Source organism: Arcicella aquatica, from assembly GCF_034928825.1.
In the GTDB taxonomy this organism is placed as follows: domain Bacteria; phylum Bacteroidota; class Bacteroidia; order Cytophagales; family Spirosomataceae; genus Arcicella; species Arcicella aquatica.
Map to the genome: position 1 here is coordinate 26374 of NZ_JAYFUL010000046.1, position 16847 is coordinate 43220.

Annotated in this window: 12 protein-coding genes; 6 read left to right on the forward strand and 6 right to left on the reverse strand. The window is 35.4% G+C overall.

The window, feature by feature from the left end:
* Positions 1 to 374: 374 nt before the first annotated feature.
* Complete coding sequence (locus VB264_RS20345; RefSeq protein WP_323252411.1) at positions 375 to 1121, forward strand: class I SAM-dependent methyltransferase; 747 nt, start codon at positions 375 to 377, stop codon at positions 1119 to 1121.
* Here VB264_RS20345 and VB264_RS20350 read toward each other — a convergent pair whose 3' ends face one another.
* Genes VB264_RS20350 through VB264_RS20360 form a run of 3 tightly spaced genes read right to left on the reverse strand, consistent with a single transcriptional unit; the run spans position 1122 to position 4358 of the window.
* Positions 1122 to 1829, reverse strand: coding sequence for an SIMPL domain-containing protein (locus VB264_RS20350; protein WP_323252413.1), 708 nt, complete (start codon positions 1827 to 1829; stop codon positions 1122 to 1124). It lies immediately after the preceding gene.
* A gap of 38 nt (positions 1830 to 1867) precedes the next feature.
* On the reverse strand, positions 1868 to 3658 hold the full coding sequence (locus VB264_RS20355; protein WP_323252415.1) for a MutS-related protein: 1791 nt from the start codon (positions 3656 to 3658) through the stop codon (positions 1868 to 1870).
* A 55-nt stretch (positions 3659 to 3713) separates the two neighbouring features.
* The gene (locus VB264_RS20360) at positions 3714 to 4358 is read right to left on the reverse strand and encodes an oxidoreductase (RefSeq protein WP_323252416.1); all 645 of its coding nucleotides are present in this window, start codon (positions 4356 to 4358) and stop codon (positions 3714 to 3716) included.
* Between the two features lie 233 nt (positions 4359 to 4591).
* Between VB264_RS20360 and VB264_RS20365 the strand changes: the two genes are divergently transcribed.
* The 3 genes from VB264_RS20365 to VB264_RS20375 all read left to right on the forward strand — a co-directional run bounded on the left by VB264_RS20365 (position 4592) and on the right by VB264_RS20375 (position 11080).
* Positions 4592 to 8593 carry an AAA domain-containing protein gene (locus tag VB264_RS20365; RefSeq protein WP_323252418.1) on the forward strand — a complete coding sequence of 1334 codons (4002 nt, stop codon included), beginning with the start codon at positions 4592 to 4594 and terminating at the stop codon, positions 8591 to 8593.
* Between the two features lie 125 nt (positions 8594 to 8718).
* Positions 8719 to 9591, forward strand: coding sequence for a UbiA family prenyltransferase (locus VB264_RS20370; protein ID WP_323252420.1), 873 nt, complete (start codon positions 8719 to 8721; stop codon positions 9589 to 9591).
* A 112-nt stretch (positions 9592 to 9703) separates the two neighbouring features.
* A complete protein-coding gene (locus VB264_RS20375; protein WP_323252422.1) occupies positions 9704 to 11080 on the forward strand; it encodes an L-serine ammonia-lyase in 1377 nt (458 codons plus the stop codon).
* On the opposite strand, the gene VB264_RS20380 is transcribed toward VB264_RS20375, so the two are convergent.
* The 3 genes from VB264_RS20380 to VB264_RS20390 form a co-directional block, all read right to left on the reverse strand.
* Complete coding sequence (locus VB264_RS20380) at positions 11077 to 11766, reverse strand: outer membrane beta-barrel protein (RefSeq protein ID WP_323252424.1); 690 nt, start codon at positions 11764 to 11766, stop codon at positions 11077 to 11079. The genes VB264_RS20375 and VB264_RS20380 overlap by 4 nt on opposite strands.
* 239 nt (positions 11767 to 12005) lie before the next feature.
* Positions 12006 to 12860, reverse strand: a complete 855-nt coding sequence (locus tag VB264_RS20385; protein ID WP_323252426.1) for a hydroxymethylglutaryl-CoA lyase — start codon at positions 12858 to 12860, stop codon at positions 12006 to 12008.
* A 146-nt stretch (positions 12861 to 13006) separates the two neighbouring features.
* On the reverse strand, positions 13007 to 13567 hold the full coding sequence (locus tag VB264_RS20390) for a DUF4136 domain-containing protein (RefSeq protein WP_323252428.1): 561 nt from the start codon (positions 13565 to 13567) through the stop codon (positions 13007 to 13009).
* A gap of 441 nt (positions 13568 to 14008) precedes the next feature.
* Between VB264_RS20390 and lon the strand changes: the two genes are divergently transcribed.
* Both lon and VB264_RS20400 read left to right on the forward strand, forming a co-directional pair.
* Entirely contained in the window at positions 14009 to 16495 is a 2487-nt protein-coding gene (lon, locus tag VB264_RS20395) for an endopeptidase La (RefSeq protein WP_323252430.1), read from the forward strand.
* Between the two features lie 92 nt (positions 16496 to 16587).
* The coding region (locus tag VB264_RS20400) for a transposase (RefSeq protein ID WP_323252431.1) at positions 16588 to 16847 on the forward strand (260 nt) is incomplete at its 3' end.

Below are 16847 nucleotides of genomic sequence, written 5' to 3' on the forward strand. Positions count from 1 at the left end.
GAAGCGGTCGAAATTAGTTTTTCGACCGCTTCTTTATGATTGACGAACAACGAATTCCTACTGTTTGAGCGGTAGCGAGTCGGTTCGCCGATGCGATTAGGAATTCTTGATTTTCTTTTGTTACTTTTCTTTCATCAAGGAAAGAAAAGTAAGGACTAGACAATAATAAGTAGAAAACCTCTCAAATTGTCTCCCAAACGCACAATTTTAGGAAAAATTCGGGATGACTCATGTTTATTAGTATGAGTACTTTGTCGAACGGTAACCGCAAGGGTTACCGCTACAGGATTTAGACGAAAACAAAATACTTAGTAATATTTTTTTAATGGTTTTATTAAAATCACAATTCATCACTCACAATTATTATTTACGTCATGCTAAAAGATAATTTTTCCACACAAGCAGCACTTTATGCTAAGTTTCGTCCTAAATATCCTGAGGAAATATATGATTTTGTATTGAGCAAGGTAAAAAGCTTTGACACTGCTTGGGATTGTGCTACTGGTAATGGACAAGTAGCCTATCGTCTATCTGAAACATTTAAAGATGTTTTTGCAACCGATATTTCTCAAAAACAGCTAGACAATGCACAACAAGCTGATAATATTCATTATACTATTGCTCAAGCTGAAAAGACTGATTTTCAAGCAAATACTTTTGATTTAATTACAGTAGGACAAGCAATTCATTGGTTTGATTTTGAGCGGTTTTATCAAGAAGTTCGCCGAGTGGCTAAACCAGATGCCATTTTTGCGGCGTGGGGCTATGGCACGTTGACGATAGATAATGTAGAAGCCAATGTTTTGTTCCAAGATTTTTATCAAGAACAAATTGGTGAGTATTGGGATGCTGAACGTGGTTATATCGATGATGAATATCGTACACTTCCTTTTACATTAGCAGAAATAGAAAGTCCAAGATTTGCAATGTCTTACCAATGGACATTGGCTGAACTGGAAGGTTATTTAAATACGTGGTCGAGCGTACAGAAGTACATTAAAATTCACCATGAAAACCCAGTAGATGGCTTTATTGAAAGTTTAAAAGCTATCTATAAAAGTTCAGATACTTTCACGGTGAATTTTCCTATTTTTATGAAGGTGGGGAGAATTGAGAAGTAATCATTTAATTTTAAAAACAACTTTAACCGTTTTTGAAATACTAATTTTTTGAGCTATCTGCGTGAGAGATGGATTTGCCACTTCAATATCTCCCTTTACTTCAAACCGAGCATGATTAGATTCATTTGATAAAATAGGCTCTGTATCTTCCGTATCAGCAATTTTAACAATTTCTACTATACCTTTTTTTGCAAATTTCGCCATAATCTCTGCTTTGTTTCTAGCGGATTTTAAGGCTTTTTCAAGTAGTATTTTTTCAGACTCTACTATTTTAGAAGAGCCAAAAGAACTGCTAAATTCAGTAAATCCATTTTTCAAAAGTTGGGTTTGAATATTAGTATATTGTTGAATACTATCAACAGTAAAGCTTACTCTTTGCTCTGCAACGATAAACTCTTTCTCTTCATTCTTATTATAGTTAATATCTTTTCTAATTTCAAGGAGTGAGTATGAAATCTTATTTTGAGGTATTTTAAATTCCTTTAACAGTTTTAATATTTCTTTTTCTTTGGTTTTATGATTCTGATTAATCTTTTCTAAATCAGATGCGTCTTTTACCGAAATTAATACCGTAAAAGTTATCTGGTCGGCAGGGAGGTCTAAAGTGGCTTGTCCTAACACAACAATTCTATTATCTCCATTTTCTTTTTGTTGAGAAAATATAGCGTGATTAAAAAGAAGAACTAAAAATAGGATGGCATTTTTCATAGTGTATAGTATATTTAAAAGTTCACAAATTCATTAACCTACATCTCAATCCCAATCCTCTTCATCAATTGACTCGCATTAAAACTATGGCAAACGCCTTCGCGAAGTTTATAATCGAACACTAAATCATCATTGGCTACTTCTGATGAAAAGCTGTAGTTTTTTACAAAATCTTGTTCATCAAATTCGTCGCCTAATTCTACGTCGTGCGTCGAAATAAAGCCAGAAGCTGATGTCTTGTGTAATTGTAACATCAAAGCCCTTGCTCCTTCGTGACGGTCTTTTGAGTTTGTTCCTTTCAAAATTTCATCTAGAAAATATAGAATCGATGCCTTGCTATTATCGGTTGTAGCTACTTCGTCAATTAACTGTTTCAAGCGTTTTAATTCTGCGTAAAACGACGATGTTCCTTCTTCTAATGAATCATTACTTCTCATACTGGTAAATACTTGCAAACACGAACATTCAAAGCTTTCGGCACATACTATGCCCCCCGACAATGCCAAAACTACATTAATGGCTACTGTTCTTTGAAAAGTACTTTTCCCTGACATATTCGAGCCCGTAATGATAATTGTTTTGCCTTCTCCAATCAGTTCAATATCGTTCGCAACTCGTTTGCTTGCTTTAATCATTGGATGCCCTAAAGCCTTGGCTTTTAGCGTCACTCCGCCCGTTACAATAGTCGGATTGATAAAGGTTGGATTCGCAAAATGATAACCCGAGAAACTATTCAAAACCTCAAACTCAGCAATCACAGCTAGCCAAATAGGAAGATTATCACGGTGAGCTTGTTTCCAATTTTCTAGTTTAATAAAATATTGAATATCCCATAAAGTTGGAACACCTACGACAAAGGCAAAGAATGGATTACTTCTATTGGCTAGTTTATTAAGGATATCCTCTAAAGCTTTGATAGCAGGACTTGCTTCTGAAATTTTACTTTTTAAATCGTTTAATTTCTCTTCTTGAAAATTCTCTGCGACAATCAATTCAGATACTGCGGCATAGGCTTTCATCGCTCCCGCAATACGATTGGTTTGTTCAAGGGCAATGCTTACTTCTTCAAAAATTTGTTTCAGAATCATCCCATGCGCCATAAAAAGCACCAATACGATATACGCTGGCACAAACCCTAAAATCCAAGCAATGACTACAGGGATAGTCAAATAAGGTAAATAACGAGCAATTTGAAAGAGGGACTTTTTAATCGTTTGGTTCGCTGGGGCATTATTCCATGCTAATAGCTTGTCGGTCGGTTCAGCTACTTCTTCAATCAACATCGCTGAAGCTTCTAAATCTTGACGCCAATCTATTTTTGCTGATAATTCCCGAATTGCCTTCTGGCGATTTAAAATTTCATTTGTTTGGGCTGGATGCAATATCCAATCTGCCAGCATTTTGGCTCCTCCAAAAGTATGCGTACGGTTGAGTAATTTATACAGCGATTGGTTTCCGAAAATATCTAAATCATTCGCATAGAAATGTTTGTCTTCTACAAAAGCTTCGCCTGTTTCAGTACGATTAAAATGGTTTGATAACCGTTGAATTTCATCTTCATTCAAAGCAATCAACACCTTGTTTTTATCTCTCAGGTATTTAACTTTAAGATGTTTGGTCACTGAAAATAAAAATAAGGCAATCCCAATAATCAATACTAACAAAGTATAGGCAAAATCATACATCTCATAACAGAAATAGCCAACCAAAGCAGTGATTGCAAATAAAAATGCTCGGAAAACAGCCCATTGATTATACTGTTTTTGGAAGTGTTCAACAAGGCTCTGGAAGTGTATTTTTCTACTTTGAAAAGTTTCGAGGGGTGTCATATACGTATTTTAATTTCGACAAAGATACACAAAGGGCTTTGAACATTGCAAAAGCTTATAATTCCTCCAATTCATCTGATTCAAAAAAGTGAACGCCTTTTAAATCTTTGCTCGCTAATACTTGCATAGCCTTTGCTATTTGTGCGGCTTCTATTCCTCTGTATTTTTTAAGTTTGCCTATCAATAAAGGCGAGATTATTTTAGCTAATACAATTCCTATCTTTTCACCTACTCTAACCTCTTGCCTATCTCCCATAATAAACGAAGGTCGAACACTGATAAAATTATCAAAGCCTAAACTCTTTATTTTCTGTTCTAAATCTCCTTTAGTTCTTAGATAAAAGTTAGAAGAAGTAGCATCAGCACCAATCGATGACACCAGAATATACTGTTTTATTCCATTGGCTTGTGCAATTTTACCAATTTCAAAAGGATAGCTACAGTCTATTTTATACTGTGCTTCTTTAGACCCTGCTTTTTTGAGCGTTGTGCCCATCGCACAAAACAAATCGTCTCCAACAATTTTAGTAGCGTCTGGCGCATCAAAATCGATGGTTTCTTGTACTAGCTTGGGATGGCTAATGTCTAAGGGTTTGCGAAGTAGCAAGGTTACTTTTGCATAAAGTGGGTTTTCAAGGATTTGCTTTACGAGGGTGCTTCCCACCAAACCTGTCGCTCCGATAATTAAGGCTGTTTTCATAGTAATTTTCTGATAGACAATTCTTTAAATAAATTACGAAGTTTATGATAATCATTACTTATTGCTTAAACCTTATAATGAGGCTCTCCGTTCCTAGAAGAAAACCTCTTTTATGTTAAGGTATCTAAAAAATATAAAAATCGGTAATTTAATAACTATCATTTCATTTTTTACGTTTATATTCTAGGCTTTTCCTGTAAATTTGAGTTAATCAATTCATCAAATGTGTTATCGTGAAAGAAAATACTTTATATTCTATACTGAAATCATACCAAAAGAGACTTACGAATCTGAGTGCTAGGAATAAGTCTTTATTATTGACTTCCGCAACTGAACAATTTTTAGATATTCATGAGCTTGATTTTCTAAAGAATACTCCTTCTTTTCATATCATTGAGCAACTAATCGCTCAGAAAAACACGATATCACTTTCTGAAAAACATGACCCTCGTTTTGAAAAAGTCAACGAAATCAGTAAAAAGCTAAGAAAAATTTCAAGGCATGATAAACTGATAGAAGAAGAACGTGGCTCTGAAGATTTATACATTGGTTACCCTATTGTAAAAGGTAAATTTTCAGATGGTACTGTCGTTCGTTGTCCATTACTTTTTTTTCCAATTCATCTAGAGGCTACGCTTTCTACTCAAAAGAATGCTGGCACTGATGAATCTCTCACAGAAATATGGCAAATAAAATTGAGAGAAGAGGCGCTTTCAATCAACAGAAGTTTTTTGTTGGCTTATTCTTATTTCAATGATATTCAGCTTTCTGATGAGTTTTTGGATAATTCTTTCGAGGATTTTTCAAAAAATGCCCTTGAATTCAGAACACAGCTTTATGAATACCTAAAAAGCTCTCCGCTAAATATCAATTTCAACCAAGAGAACTTTACGAATCAACTAACTTTTTTCGAAAAAATCACCAAAACTGAATTAGAAGCAACCGAACGCAACGGCGAACTGAAGTTATATCCACAAGCTGTTTTAGGAATTTTCCCACAAGCAGGCTCATTTTTAGTCCCCGATTATCAGTTTTTGATTGATACGCTAGCCCAAAATGAAGAAAAAACGGTTGAGCATCTTTTTCCAAATGATGTCAATCCAGAGCATCCTGTCATCAGAGAGGAACAATTGCTAATGCCCTTTGAAATAGATATTTCACAAGAGGTAGCCTTGCGAGAAGTAAAAGCTGGGCAATCGTTAGTAGTACAAGGCCCTCCAGGCACTGGGAAGTCTCAACTGATTTGTAACCTTGTTGCCGACTTTACCGCTAGAGGTAAAAAAGTATTAGTAGTTTGCCAGAAAAGAGCAGCGCTGGATGTAGTGCAAGAACGCCTAACTCAAGTAGGCATGAGGGACTTCGTAGGGAATGTCCATGACTTTAAGAATGATAGAAAAGCGCTGTATCAACAAATTTTTGATCAGATAGAGCAAGTAGATACTTATCAAAAGCAGAACCAGAGTCTGGATGCTATTTTTATCGAAAGGAATTTCACACAACAAAGTCGGCAAATTGATAAAGTTTCCGAAGAACTCCAAAGCTTTAAAGATGCCTTATTTGCCATCAATGAATCTGGCGTATCAATCAAGGAATTATATTTGACAAGCTCTGCCAATGATTCTTTTGTGGACTTGCAGGAGTATTACAAGTACTTCAACTTTACGGAAATCAAAGATTTTGTTGAGAAGTTTAAGCTATACTTTGCTTACCAAGAAAGATTAAGAGGGAACGAAGCTTCTGAATTTTGGCAAAATCGTCTTTCTTTTCAACATCGCCAATCAAGTGATATTGCTTTGATTACTAAGACGATTAAAGAATTAAGTCATTTTGTACAAGATTTTGAGAACCAAGCCAAACAAATATTGGATAAAAATTTATCTTTTGAAGCTCTCCAAAAGATTTCTCCCGAAAAAATAAAGCTACAGAATCTTTTAAATGGTATTGCGAACGACAAGGTATATAAACTTTTAACCAGAAATTTAACGGAACGAATCAGGACTAATGCTACTAAAATCTCAGGATTGGAAGCGGAAGTTGGGCAGTTATTTGCTGGACAAGGTATTGAAATCACTTTACCCAGTACAGCACTACTGCCTTTAGCTGGTAAAATAAGTAATGCTATCAATGTCAAAGAAAATACATTTGAAAGTATTTATTGGACGTTGTTTTCTAAAGAGAAAAAGGAAATTCAGCATCTGGCAATCGCCAATGGTTTAAGCATTGCGTCGGACGATTTAAAGAAATTACACGAAAGAATTCTGAATAGAATTGCTTTAGAAAAATGGTGGCAAGAAAACGCTTACCTGTTTGGGAAAGACTTTGAAAAAACCATAGAGGACAATCAGGAACCGATTTGGTTGAGAAAAGGCTACCGTTGGTTCGAACGCCATTTCCAACTACTGTATCAAGTAGCCAAAGCTGAAACTATTTTACGGAGTATTAAAAGTGTTCAATTAAGTGAATGGTTTGATTGTAGTTGGGCAGATTTTCAAGCGAAAGTCAATTTTCTGATTGACAAATCAACCCAATTAGACGAACAAATAAGTCTATGGCAGTCCAACTTGTCTCCTACCCAGATAAAAGAATTAGCCAACCTCCAGCATGGCACTTTAGTGATTAAATACTTGCAAGAGTATTTCGATGATATGCAGGAATTGGATGCATTGAAGGCAAATAGTAGCCATACAGAATTAGCCGTAATTGGTTTGTTTGATGATGAAAAGAATCCTTACGATAGTTTTCTGAATAGCTTAAAATTAGCGTGGATAAAAGATATCGAAACGAAAAACCCAATTTTAAGGGGAGTAAGCTCTTTAAAAATTGGGCAATTAGAAAGTCTCTTACAAGATTCTCTACTTCAAAAACAGCAATTAAGTAAGGAAATCTTATTGCTAAAATTACGCACACTCAGTTATCAGAACTTAGAGAAAAATCGGCTTCAAAACATTGTCACTTATCGTGATTTAAAACACCAAGTAGCTAAAAAACGGAAGTTATGGGCAGTTAGGCGATTGATTGCAACTTATTCAGACGAAATATTCAGGCTTGTGCCTTGTTGGTTGGCTTCGCCAGAAACGGTCTCAGCTATTTTTCCGATGGAAACTGAAAGTCCTTTTTTCGATTTAATCATCTTTGATGAAGCCTCTCAATGTTTTGCAGAACAGGGTATTCCAGCCCTATTTAGAGGGAAACAGGTAGTGATAGCGGGCGATTCTAAACAATTGCAACCTAATGATTTATACCGATTAAAATTTGAAAACGATGATGATGATACTCCTGCTTTGGAAGTCGATTCACTGTTAGATTTGGCTTGCCAATATTTACCTCAAACACAGCTAAGAGGACATTATCGTAGTCGTTCGTTAGATTTAATAGATTTTTCTAATCAATATTTTTATAAAAATACCCTACAGCTCTTACCTGATTTTCATGAAATCAATAAGGGCGAGCCTGCTATTCAATATTTAAAAGTAAATGGTATTTGGGAAAACAACAGCAATCTTGAGGAGGCTGAAACCATCATTAGTTTGGTACAGAACCTCAAAAAAGATTTCCCTCAAAAATCTATCGGTATTGTTACTTTTAACTTTAAACAACAAGGGCTCATTCAGGATTTATTAGAAGCAAAGTATTTTTCTTTTGATAATACCGATATTACTGTAGCACCTATTTTTGTTAAAAACATTGAGAATGTACAAGGTGATGAGCGAGACATTATTATTTTTTCAATAGCGTATGCCCCCGATGTAAAAGGCAAATTGAGTATGCAGTTTGGGTCGCTTAATCAGCAAGGGGGTGAAAACCGTTTGAATGTAGCCATTACCCGTGCCAAAGAAAAAATATTGATTGTAAGTAGCATTATGCCACATCAGCTACATGTTGAAGATACTTTAAATGAGGGACCTAAATTATTGAAAAGCTATTTGGAATACGCCTTGCTAGTGTCGGAAGGTAATTATAAACCTAAGCCTTATTTCTCAACAAAATATCAGGCAGATTGGTTATTAAAAGAGCAAATTGCCAAAGATAATCAGCAACATATTAAAGAATTGCCTTTTGCTGATATCACAGTTAAAACAGGAGAAAAGTACGAGTCACTTATCTTGACTGATGATGATTTGTATTACGAGCATATTTCGCCCAAAGAAACTTTTGCCTATATTCCAGCAGGTTTGAAAGCAAAGGGTTGGTCTTTTGAACGGATTTATAGTCGTAATTTTTGGAAAAATACGTAATTGGGATTGTTTTTACCCGCAGATTGTTAGAGAATTTTTCGCAGATTTACGCAGATAATATTTGTCAGCGTAAATCTGCGTTATTAATTTCCAATATCTGCGGGTAAAAAATCAAAAAGATTAACATGAAAAATATTATTTTGCATCTCAGGATTCCATTTTCTTTTTTCCTTATGCCTGTTTATTGGTTCGCTTTGAGCCAAACGAGTAATACCAACTTGGGTATCAGTATCGGCGTTTTCTTCCTGCTCCATTTATTGATTTATCCTGCCTCTAATGCTTATAACAGCTATTACGATAAAGATGAAGGCTCGATTGGAGGACTAGAAAATCCTCCTCCTGTGAGCAAAGAATTATTCTATGTCGCTTGGGGATTGGATATTATAGCAGTCATTATCGCTCACTTTCTCTCAGGTTGGATATTAGCACTTGCTTTACTTATTTATAGTAGTATTTCTAAAGCATATTCTAATGATAAAATCAGACTAAAAAGATACCCAATTCTTAGCTGGATTACTGTCGGTATTTTTCAAGGTGCGTTTACGTATTTAACTGTTATCCAAGCAGTCGACAACCTTTCACTGAATACGTTATTGCAAGAAAAATATTTATTCCCTGCCCTACTCAGTAGCTTCAACCTATTAGGTTTCTATCCCATGACCCAAATTTATCAACACGAAGAAGATGCTAAACGAGGTGACTTAACGATGAGCAGAGTATTGGGTATCCGTGGTACTTTTATTTTTACAGCAGGAATTTTCTTATTAGTTACCATTGGTTTCTTCTATTTTTTCCAAACCCAACAAATTTTTCAATTCCCTGCCTTTATCGTTTACTTAGTCGTAATGGCTCCCGTATTAATTTTCTTCAATATCTGGTTTTTGAAAGTCCTTAAAAACGAACAATTAGCCGACTATAAACATACCATGCAACTCAATTTCCTAGGCTCTACTTGCTTGAATCTGTTTTTTATATTGCTGTTTTTAAGTAAACATTAAGGCAATGTATTTTGCATAAACTTTCTCTTTTGACTTACCAGATAATAGGAATATATATTAATGACTACTAAAAAGATGTATATTTAAGCCCTAAATATTACTTCAGCAAACTATGTATTCCCAAGCTATTACTACTTCCATTTTTGATTTATTCAAAGTTGGTCCTGGCCCATCGAGTTCACATACAATTGGCCCAATGAAAGCCGCATACGATTTCTTAACAGAAATCAATCGTTTACCTACATCGTTTATTTCGGAGACTCTTCAAATCGAAATTTATTTATATGGCTCACTAAGTGCCACAGGAAAAGGACATGGAACAGACAGGGCCATTATTGCGGGTTTATTAGGTTGGAAACCTGATGCTTGCGACCCAGTGAAGTTTTTGAAAATATTAAAAAATACTGATGATAAATATCCTGTCAAATTTCACAATCACCTTATTGCTGTAAATGCCGATAGTTTTCACTTTGAAAGAGGCAAATACGATTCTCCACACGCCAATACCATGGTGTTGAAATTGAAAGATGAATCAACCATACTTCTTGAACATGAATATTATTCCATTGGTGGAGGATTCATTTATCGCAAAGGAGAAAAACAACATCCTAAAAATGCCATTAATCCGCCCTACCCATACACCAGTATGAAGGAATTGAAGGCACATTTAAATCGTGAAAAGATTTCTCTTACTGAGCTCATGCTAGCCAATGAAATGGCTTTGACAGGCGTTTCAAAAAAAGAAATTGAGCAAAAAGTGGATGGTATTTTAGACTTTATGCATAAAGCCGTAAAACGTGGTTTAAAAGATAAAAGAGTATTGCCAGGGACAATCAAATTACGCAGAAAAGCACCTTTACTCTATGAGCGTGCTAAAAATCTAGCGATTACGAGCGATAGCTTCTTGATTTTCTTAAATGCCTATTGTTTGGCAGCATCCGAAGAAAATGCCGCTGGGAATATTGTCGTTACCGCACCTACGTCGGGTGCATCTGGCGTAATTCCAGGGATTACTTATCTCATAAAAAATCATTTTCATTATTCACCTTCCCTCATGCGTGATGGTATGTGGGCAGCCGCAGCCATTGGCTTTTTGGTAAAACATAATGCCAGTATTTCTGGTGCAGAAATGGGTTGTATGGGCGAAATCGGTACGGCATCCGCCATGGCCGCTGCCATGCTGACCTACTGTGCTACCAAAGATATTAATGCGATGGAATCGGCCGCTGAAATTGGCATAGAGCACCATTTAGGGATGACTTGCGACCCTATTGGTGGCTATGTACAAATTCCTTGTATTGAACGGAATGCGATGGGAGCGGTAAAATCTTATAATGCTTTTCTGTTAGCTACCTCGGGAGACAGCTCTCTACAAAAAATCTCTTTTGACAGCGTCATTAAAGTAATGAAAGCCACGGGTAAGGATATGTCTAAAAAGTACAAGGAAACCTCTGAAGCAGGTTTGGCATTGAGTGCTACGGAATGTTAAAATTTATATCCAATTGCCCATTCAAAGCCCCAAATACTATTTAATTTAGGTCGCAAAATATAATCGATTGTACCTTGATTAAATGGATACTCTGGTTGAAATTTATCATAAAAATACAAATTATGTTGCTCTTGTTTGCTAAAGCCTTGATAGTATCTTAATTCAAAATTCAATGGAATTTTCTTTAACCCATACACTAATCCCAAATTAATTCCATAATCAATTTTAGAAGCTCCGAGAGTAGAACCATCAAATTCTTTTGCTTTATCCCTCAACCAGTCACTATCCATTATGCCACTTTTAACAAAAAGTGACCTCTTTAGTGAATAGCTAATATATGGACCAGCTTTTAACGAAAAGCCAATGTTCTGGTTACTATTTTTATTAAGATGTATTTTCAAATGTACAGGCAACTCAACAAATGAATTAACTATTCCTTCATTTCCATGAGCTAAAGAGTTTCCTACAGCATCCATATATAATACATCAACAATATGTCCTCTTAACGTTCTATTTAACTCAGCACTTAATGATAGCTTGCTTGTTAGTGGTAATTCATACAAAAATCCGATGTTGGGTAAACTAATAATACGGTCAGAAACACTCAATCCAATTCTTGCTCCAAATTTTTGAGAAAATGATAATGTACTTTGTAAAAGTAGTAGAATTAATAAATGCTTTTTCATAAAAAATCTATGTGTAAAATACAATGAAGCTGTTTAAACTTTTCCTTTCGGATTAAACTAAGTCTTTTAGAATAGCTTGTTCCAAAATTTACCCAACGTAGCGATGCTATGCTTCGCAAATTTTGAAAAAATCAATTCAAAAATACAATACTTTCACCTAAGAAACGGAAAGTTTAAACAGCTTCAATATAAACAATTATACATACAAGGTAATTATCATATTGTACATTTCCAAAATCTCATACAAAAACACTCCAGCTTTGCTGAACTGCTTTATTAAAAGCTGAGGTATCTAACCGTAAATCAATTTGTTGACTTTCGAAATACTCTATCAGGTTTTGTGTATTGATATTGCCTACTAATTCATCTTCCGCCATTGGACATCCTCCAAAACCACCAATAGCACCATCAAAACGAGTACAGCCTGCTTCGTAAGCCGCTTTGATTTTAGGCAACCAAGCATCTGCACGGGCATGAAAATGTCCTCCAAATTCTATAGCAGGATATGCTGTAATCAACTCATTGAATAGGCTTGAAATAATTGGACCATCAGCCAAGCCAACAGTATCCGAAAGAGCTATGATATTAATGCCTATATCCGCCATTTTCTTTGTCCAAAATGCTACAATTTCAGTATTATAAGCATCGCCATACGGATTGCCAAAGGCCATTGAAAAATAAACGACTAATGTTTTATTGTTTTTTAAACAAAGTGCTTGAATGGCTTCTACTGTTTTAAAAGCTTCTTCTATTGAAATATTAGTATTGCGTTGTTGAAAAGTCTCTGAAATAGAAAAAGGAAAGCCTAGGTAACGGATTTTCTCAAAACTAACAGCCTTTTCTGCTCCACGCAAGTTGGCTATAATTGCCAATAGTTTAGTAGGCGAATGATGTTCCTCTAAGGCACGATACACCAATTCTGTATCTGCCATTTGCGGAATGGCCTTGGGCGAAACAAAACTCCCAAAATCAAGGGTATCAAAACCTACTTCCAGTAATTGTTGTAAGTAAGCAATCTTCTGTGCTGTAGGGATTTGCCTTTCCCAGCCTTGCATGGCATCTCGTGGGCATTCTATTAATTTAATTGTTTTCATGTTTGGTTCCATGCTGAGAATATTCAACAATAGTTTAGATTGTTTTTGAAAACTAAACATAAAGAATTTCTTGGTGAATATCAAAAAAACAAAAATCCCGTCCATTGCTGAATCGGGATCCTGTAAAAGTGGTTAGGTATTCGTTATTAATAAGATCTTCTTCTTTTTGCTATTGCTTCCATATTATCATACCCTGCACGGTTTGGATATTTCATCATTATTTTATTGACAATCTCAAATACTAACAACTCTCTATCTTTCTTACTATTATTAATTTGTCCCTTTGCATATCCTTGCCAAATCATGTCTTTAGAATTAGCATCTAACATATTAATAATGATTCTATTTTCTTCATAATTATCAGAAGAAACACTCGCAGGCCAAGAGGGTGTGGCGGTACTTGAACTTACTGATTGTATATTATGAGCATCGGTTGAAAAACTCACTACAATGTCTGGTCTAGCGTCATCTCTTTTATATCCTCTACTGTCCATTTCATGTTCCATGGCCTTAGTCAAACGTTTTATCATCAGCGGACTGCCCATTACGGCATCCTGCTGAGAAACAGGAGGCGTATAAAAACTGTAAGTACGATATTGTGAAAAATTAATTTGGCGGTCGTAGTCTGAGCGAACCGTCAATGATGAGCTACAACTAATTGTCCCCAATAATGTAGCTAAAGCAAAGCATTTTAAAACTGTTTTCATAGAACTAGGAATTAATCTATTATGTGGAAAGAACGTCTGAAATTTTTATAGATTAGCCAACTACATAGAATTTTATTTTGGTTAGTAATATAGATTTTTTATCTTAGAACAATAACGTTATGGGTTTATGTTTATTCTCTTATACCCAAATATTTACAGCAGGGATGTATTGAAAATAGTGTTAAAAAGCAATTACATTCTTTATAACTCATGCCAATATGTCAATTGGCATAAGGTTTGACCGTTTAATAAATCAAATTTGATTGTATAACTTTTAAGTGTAATTTTATGACTTCTGTCATTGTGGCAGAAAATTCCATTTGAATTTGGGAATAGTCATTTTGATATATTTAAACTATTATCCACTTACTTTTATTATATATAAATACCCATTACCTACACCATACTATTACTTATTTCCAAATTTGCATAACACATAATATGAGTCTAGATAAAAACTTTTTAAATAATCTTAAACTTGCCGAGATTTCTGATTTCGATGGCATAGAACTAATTCCCCTTGGGTCGGAAGGGGTTGATGATGAAAAACTTGGAAAACTTACCGACGAATTACCAATATTACCAATCCGAAATGTTATTTTATTTCCTGGAATGGTAATTCCCATTACTGTAGGAAGACAAAAATCTGTTAGGCTTGTAAAAAAAGCTTACAAAGGAAATAGAACAATTGGCGTAATTACGCAAGCGAATCCGAATAAAGAAGAACCCGTTGGCGAAGATTTGTACAAAGTAGGAACGGTAGCACATATCATTAAAATGATTGTTTTGCCGGGTGGCAATACTACTATTATTGTTCAAGGACGTAAACGCTTTGAAGTTCAAAACTATATTAAAACTGAACCGAATTTGATTGCCAAAGTAAATTATTTAGAAGATAATTTACCTGCTAAACTCAATAAGGAAAATAAAGCATTGATTCAGTCTTTGCGAGAAATGGCTTCGAGAATTTTATTCTTAAACCCAGAGATTCCTCGCGAAGCCCAAATTGCCTTGGATAATATCGAATCTCCAAGTTTCTTAATTCACTTTTTGTCTGCTAATGTAAATGCCGAATTGGCCGAAAAGCAACAATTATTAGAAACAATTAATGGACTAGACCAAGCCAGAAAATTGCTTGAATTGATGATGACTGACATTGATTTATTGGAAATCAAAAGGGAAATTCAAAGTAAGGCAAGTAGCGATATAGACCAGCAACAACGCGATTATTATTTACGCCAACAAATAAAGGTTTTACAAGAGGAACTGGGTGTTGATAGTCCAGAAGCGGAACTTGATAAAATCAGAGCAAAAGGCGTTAATAAAAAATGGAGTAAGGAAGTATCTGATCATTTCCAGAAAGAGCTAGCAAAATTACAACGTACTAATTCGATGTCGGCTGAATATCCAATGTTAATGAACTATGTAGAATTACTAGTTGATTTACCTTGGAATGAAATCACAAAAGATAATTTCGACCTTAAGAAAGCACAAAAAGTACTTGACTTTGACCATTTTGGTCTTGAAAAAGTAAAGGAAAGAATTATCGAATACCTAGCCGTATTAAAAATGAAGGGCAATATGAAAGCCCCAATTTTGTGTTTATATGGTCCTCCAGGGGTCGGTAAAACTTCGTTAGGAAAATCTATTGCAAAAGCATTAGGTAGAAAATATATCAGAATGGCCTTGGGTGGTTTACATGATGAATCTGAAATCAGAGGACATCGTAAAACCTATATCGGTGCTATGCCTGGCAAATTGATTCAGAATATCAAAAAGGCTGGCTCTGCTAACCCTGTATTTATATTAGATGAAATTGACAAGGTTGGTTCAGACCACCGTGGCGATCCGTCTTCTGCCTTACTAGAAGTACTTGACCCAGAGCAAAACAATGCTTTTATGGATAATTACTTAGAGATAGAATATGATTTATCTAAAGTATTATTCATCGCTACAGCCAATTCATTGGATAGTATCCACCCTGCTCTTCGCGACCGTATGGAAATCATTGACATCAGTGGTTATACAATGGAAGAGAAAGTGCAGATTGCTAAAAAACACCTTGTCCCTAAGCAAAAAGAAGAACACGGTTTAGAAAACAAGACGTTAACTATTACAGATGCAGCTTTACAGAAGCTGATAGAAGGTTATACCCGAGAGTCAGGTGTAAGAAAGTTAGAACAACAAGTGGGCAAATTGATTCGTAAAGTGACGAAATCAATTGCGATGCAAGAAGAATATCCGAAGGTTATCAAACCTGAGGAGGTAGTGAAATTATTAGGACAAGAGTATTTCGATAAAGATTTATACGAAACCAACGATACTGCTGGAGTAGTAACAGGCTTGGCTTGGACACCCGTTGGTGGAGATATTTTATTCATAGAATCAATCTTGAATCGTGGAAAAGGTGGTATTACTTTATCTGGTCAGTTGGGTGATGTCATGAAAGAATCTGCTATGGCAGCACTTTCGTACCTCAGAGCACATGCTGATGAGTATGGAATAGATTACAGAATTTTTGATAACTACAACCTCCATGTTCACGTTCCTGCAGGTGCAGTGCCTAAAGATGGTCCGTCGGCTGGTATCACCATGACAACGTCTATTGCTTCGGCTTTAACACAGCGTAAAGTAAGACCTCATTTGGCGATGACTGGCGAAGTAACGCTTCGTGGTAAAGTATTGCCTGTAGGGGGCATTAAAGAGAAAATTCTAGCGGCAAAACGTGCTGGTATTCAAGAGATTATTTTATGTCATAAAAATAGAAAAGACGTCGAAGAAATAACCCCTTCTTACATTTCAGACCTTACCTTCCACTATGTGGATATGGTTGATGAAGTATTACAGATTGCCTTGATGGAAGAAAAGGTTTCCAAACCGATTAACTTTATTTTTCCAGAAGACAAACGAGAAGTAGTTTTGAATTAGATATAAAAAAAGAGGCTGTCCAAAAAGTAATTGGCAGTCTTTTTTTGTTATGTTATTGATATTTAGTATTTTAGCTATGTAAATCTTCAATCATGGCAAAGGCACTTTTCAAACCTCTTCCGCTAAATAGTCCCGAACTATTTCCTGTTAATATCTTTGATAGAATTCCCGAAAATCATCCAGTTCATCTAATAAATGATGTGGTTGACAAATTGGATATTTCTAAAATTATAGCTGAATACAAAGGAGGTGGCACTACCGCTTTTGCTCCCAGAATGATGCTAAAAGTGCTGTTTTACAGTTATTTAAGTAATATTTATTCCTGTCGCAAGATTGCCAAATCCCTTAATGA

Excerpts from the sequence above, each read along its gene's own strand:
- VB264_RS20345 (WP_323252411.1), top strand. The coding sequence starts at position 375 with ATGCTAAAAGATAATTTTTCCACACAAGCAGCACTTTATGCTAAGTTT.
- VB264_RS20350 (WP_323252413.1), bottom strand. The coding sequence starts at position 1,829 with ATGAAAAATGCCATCCTATTTTTAGTTCTTCTTTTTAATCACGCTATA.
- VB264_RS20355 (WP_323252415.1), bottom strand. The coding sequence starts at position 3,658 with ATGACACCCCTCGAAACTTTTCAAAGTAGAAAAATACACTTCCAGAGC.
- VB264_RS20360 (WP_323252416.1), bottom strand. The coding sequence starts at position 4,358 with ATGAAAACAGCCTTAATTATCGGAGCGACAGGTTTGGTGGGAAGCACC.
- VB264_RS20370 (WP_323252420.1), top strand. The coding sequence starts at position 8,719 with ATGAAAAATATTATTTTGCATCTCAGGATTCCATTTTCTTTTTTCCTT.
- VB264_RS20375 (WP_323252422.1), top strand. The coding sequence starts at position 9,704 with ATGTATTCCCAAGCTATTACTACTTCCATTTTTGATTTATTCAAAGTT.
- VB264_RS20380 (WP_323252424.1), bottom strand. The coding sequence starts at position 11,766 with ATGAAAAAGCATTTATTAATTCTACTACTTTTACAAAGTACATTATCA.
- VB264_RS20385 (WP_323252426.1), bottom strand. The coding sequence starts at position 12,860 with ATGAAAACAATTAAATTAATAGAATGCCCACGAGATGCCATGCAAGGC.
- VB264_RS20390 (WP_323252428.1), bottom strand. The coding sequence starts at position 13,567 with ATGAAAACAGTTTTAAAATGCTTTGCTTTAGCTACATTATTGGGGACA.
- lon (WP_323252430.1), top strand. The coding sequence starts at position 14,009 with ATGAGTCTAGATAAAAACTTTTTAAATAATCTTAAACTTGCCGAGATT.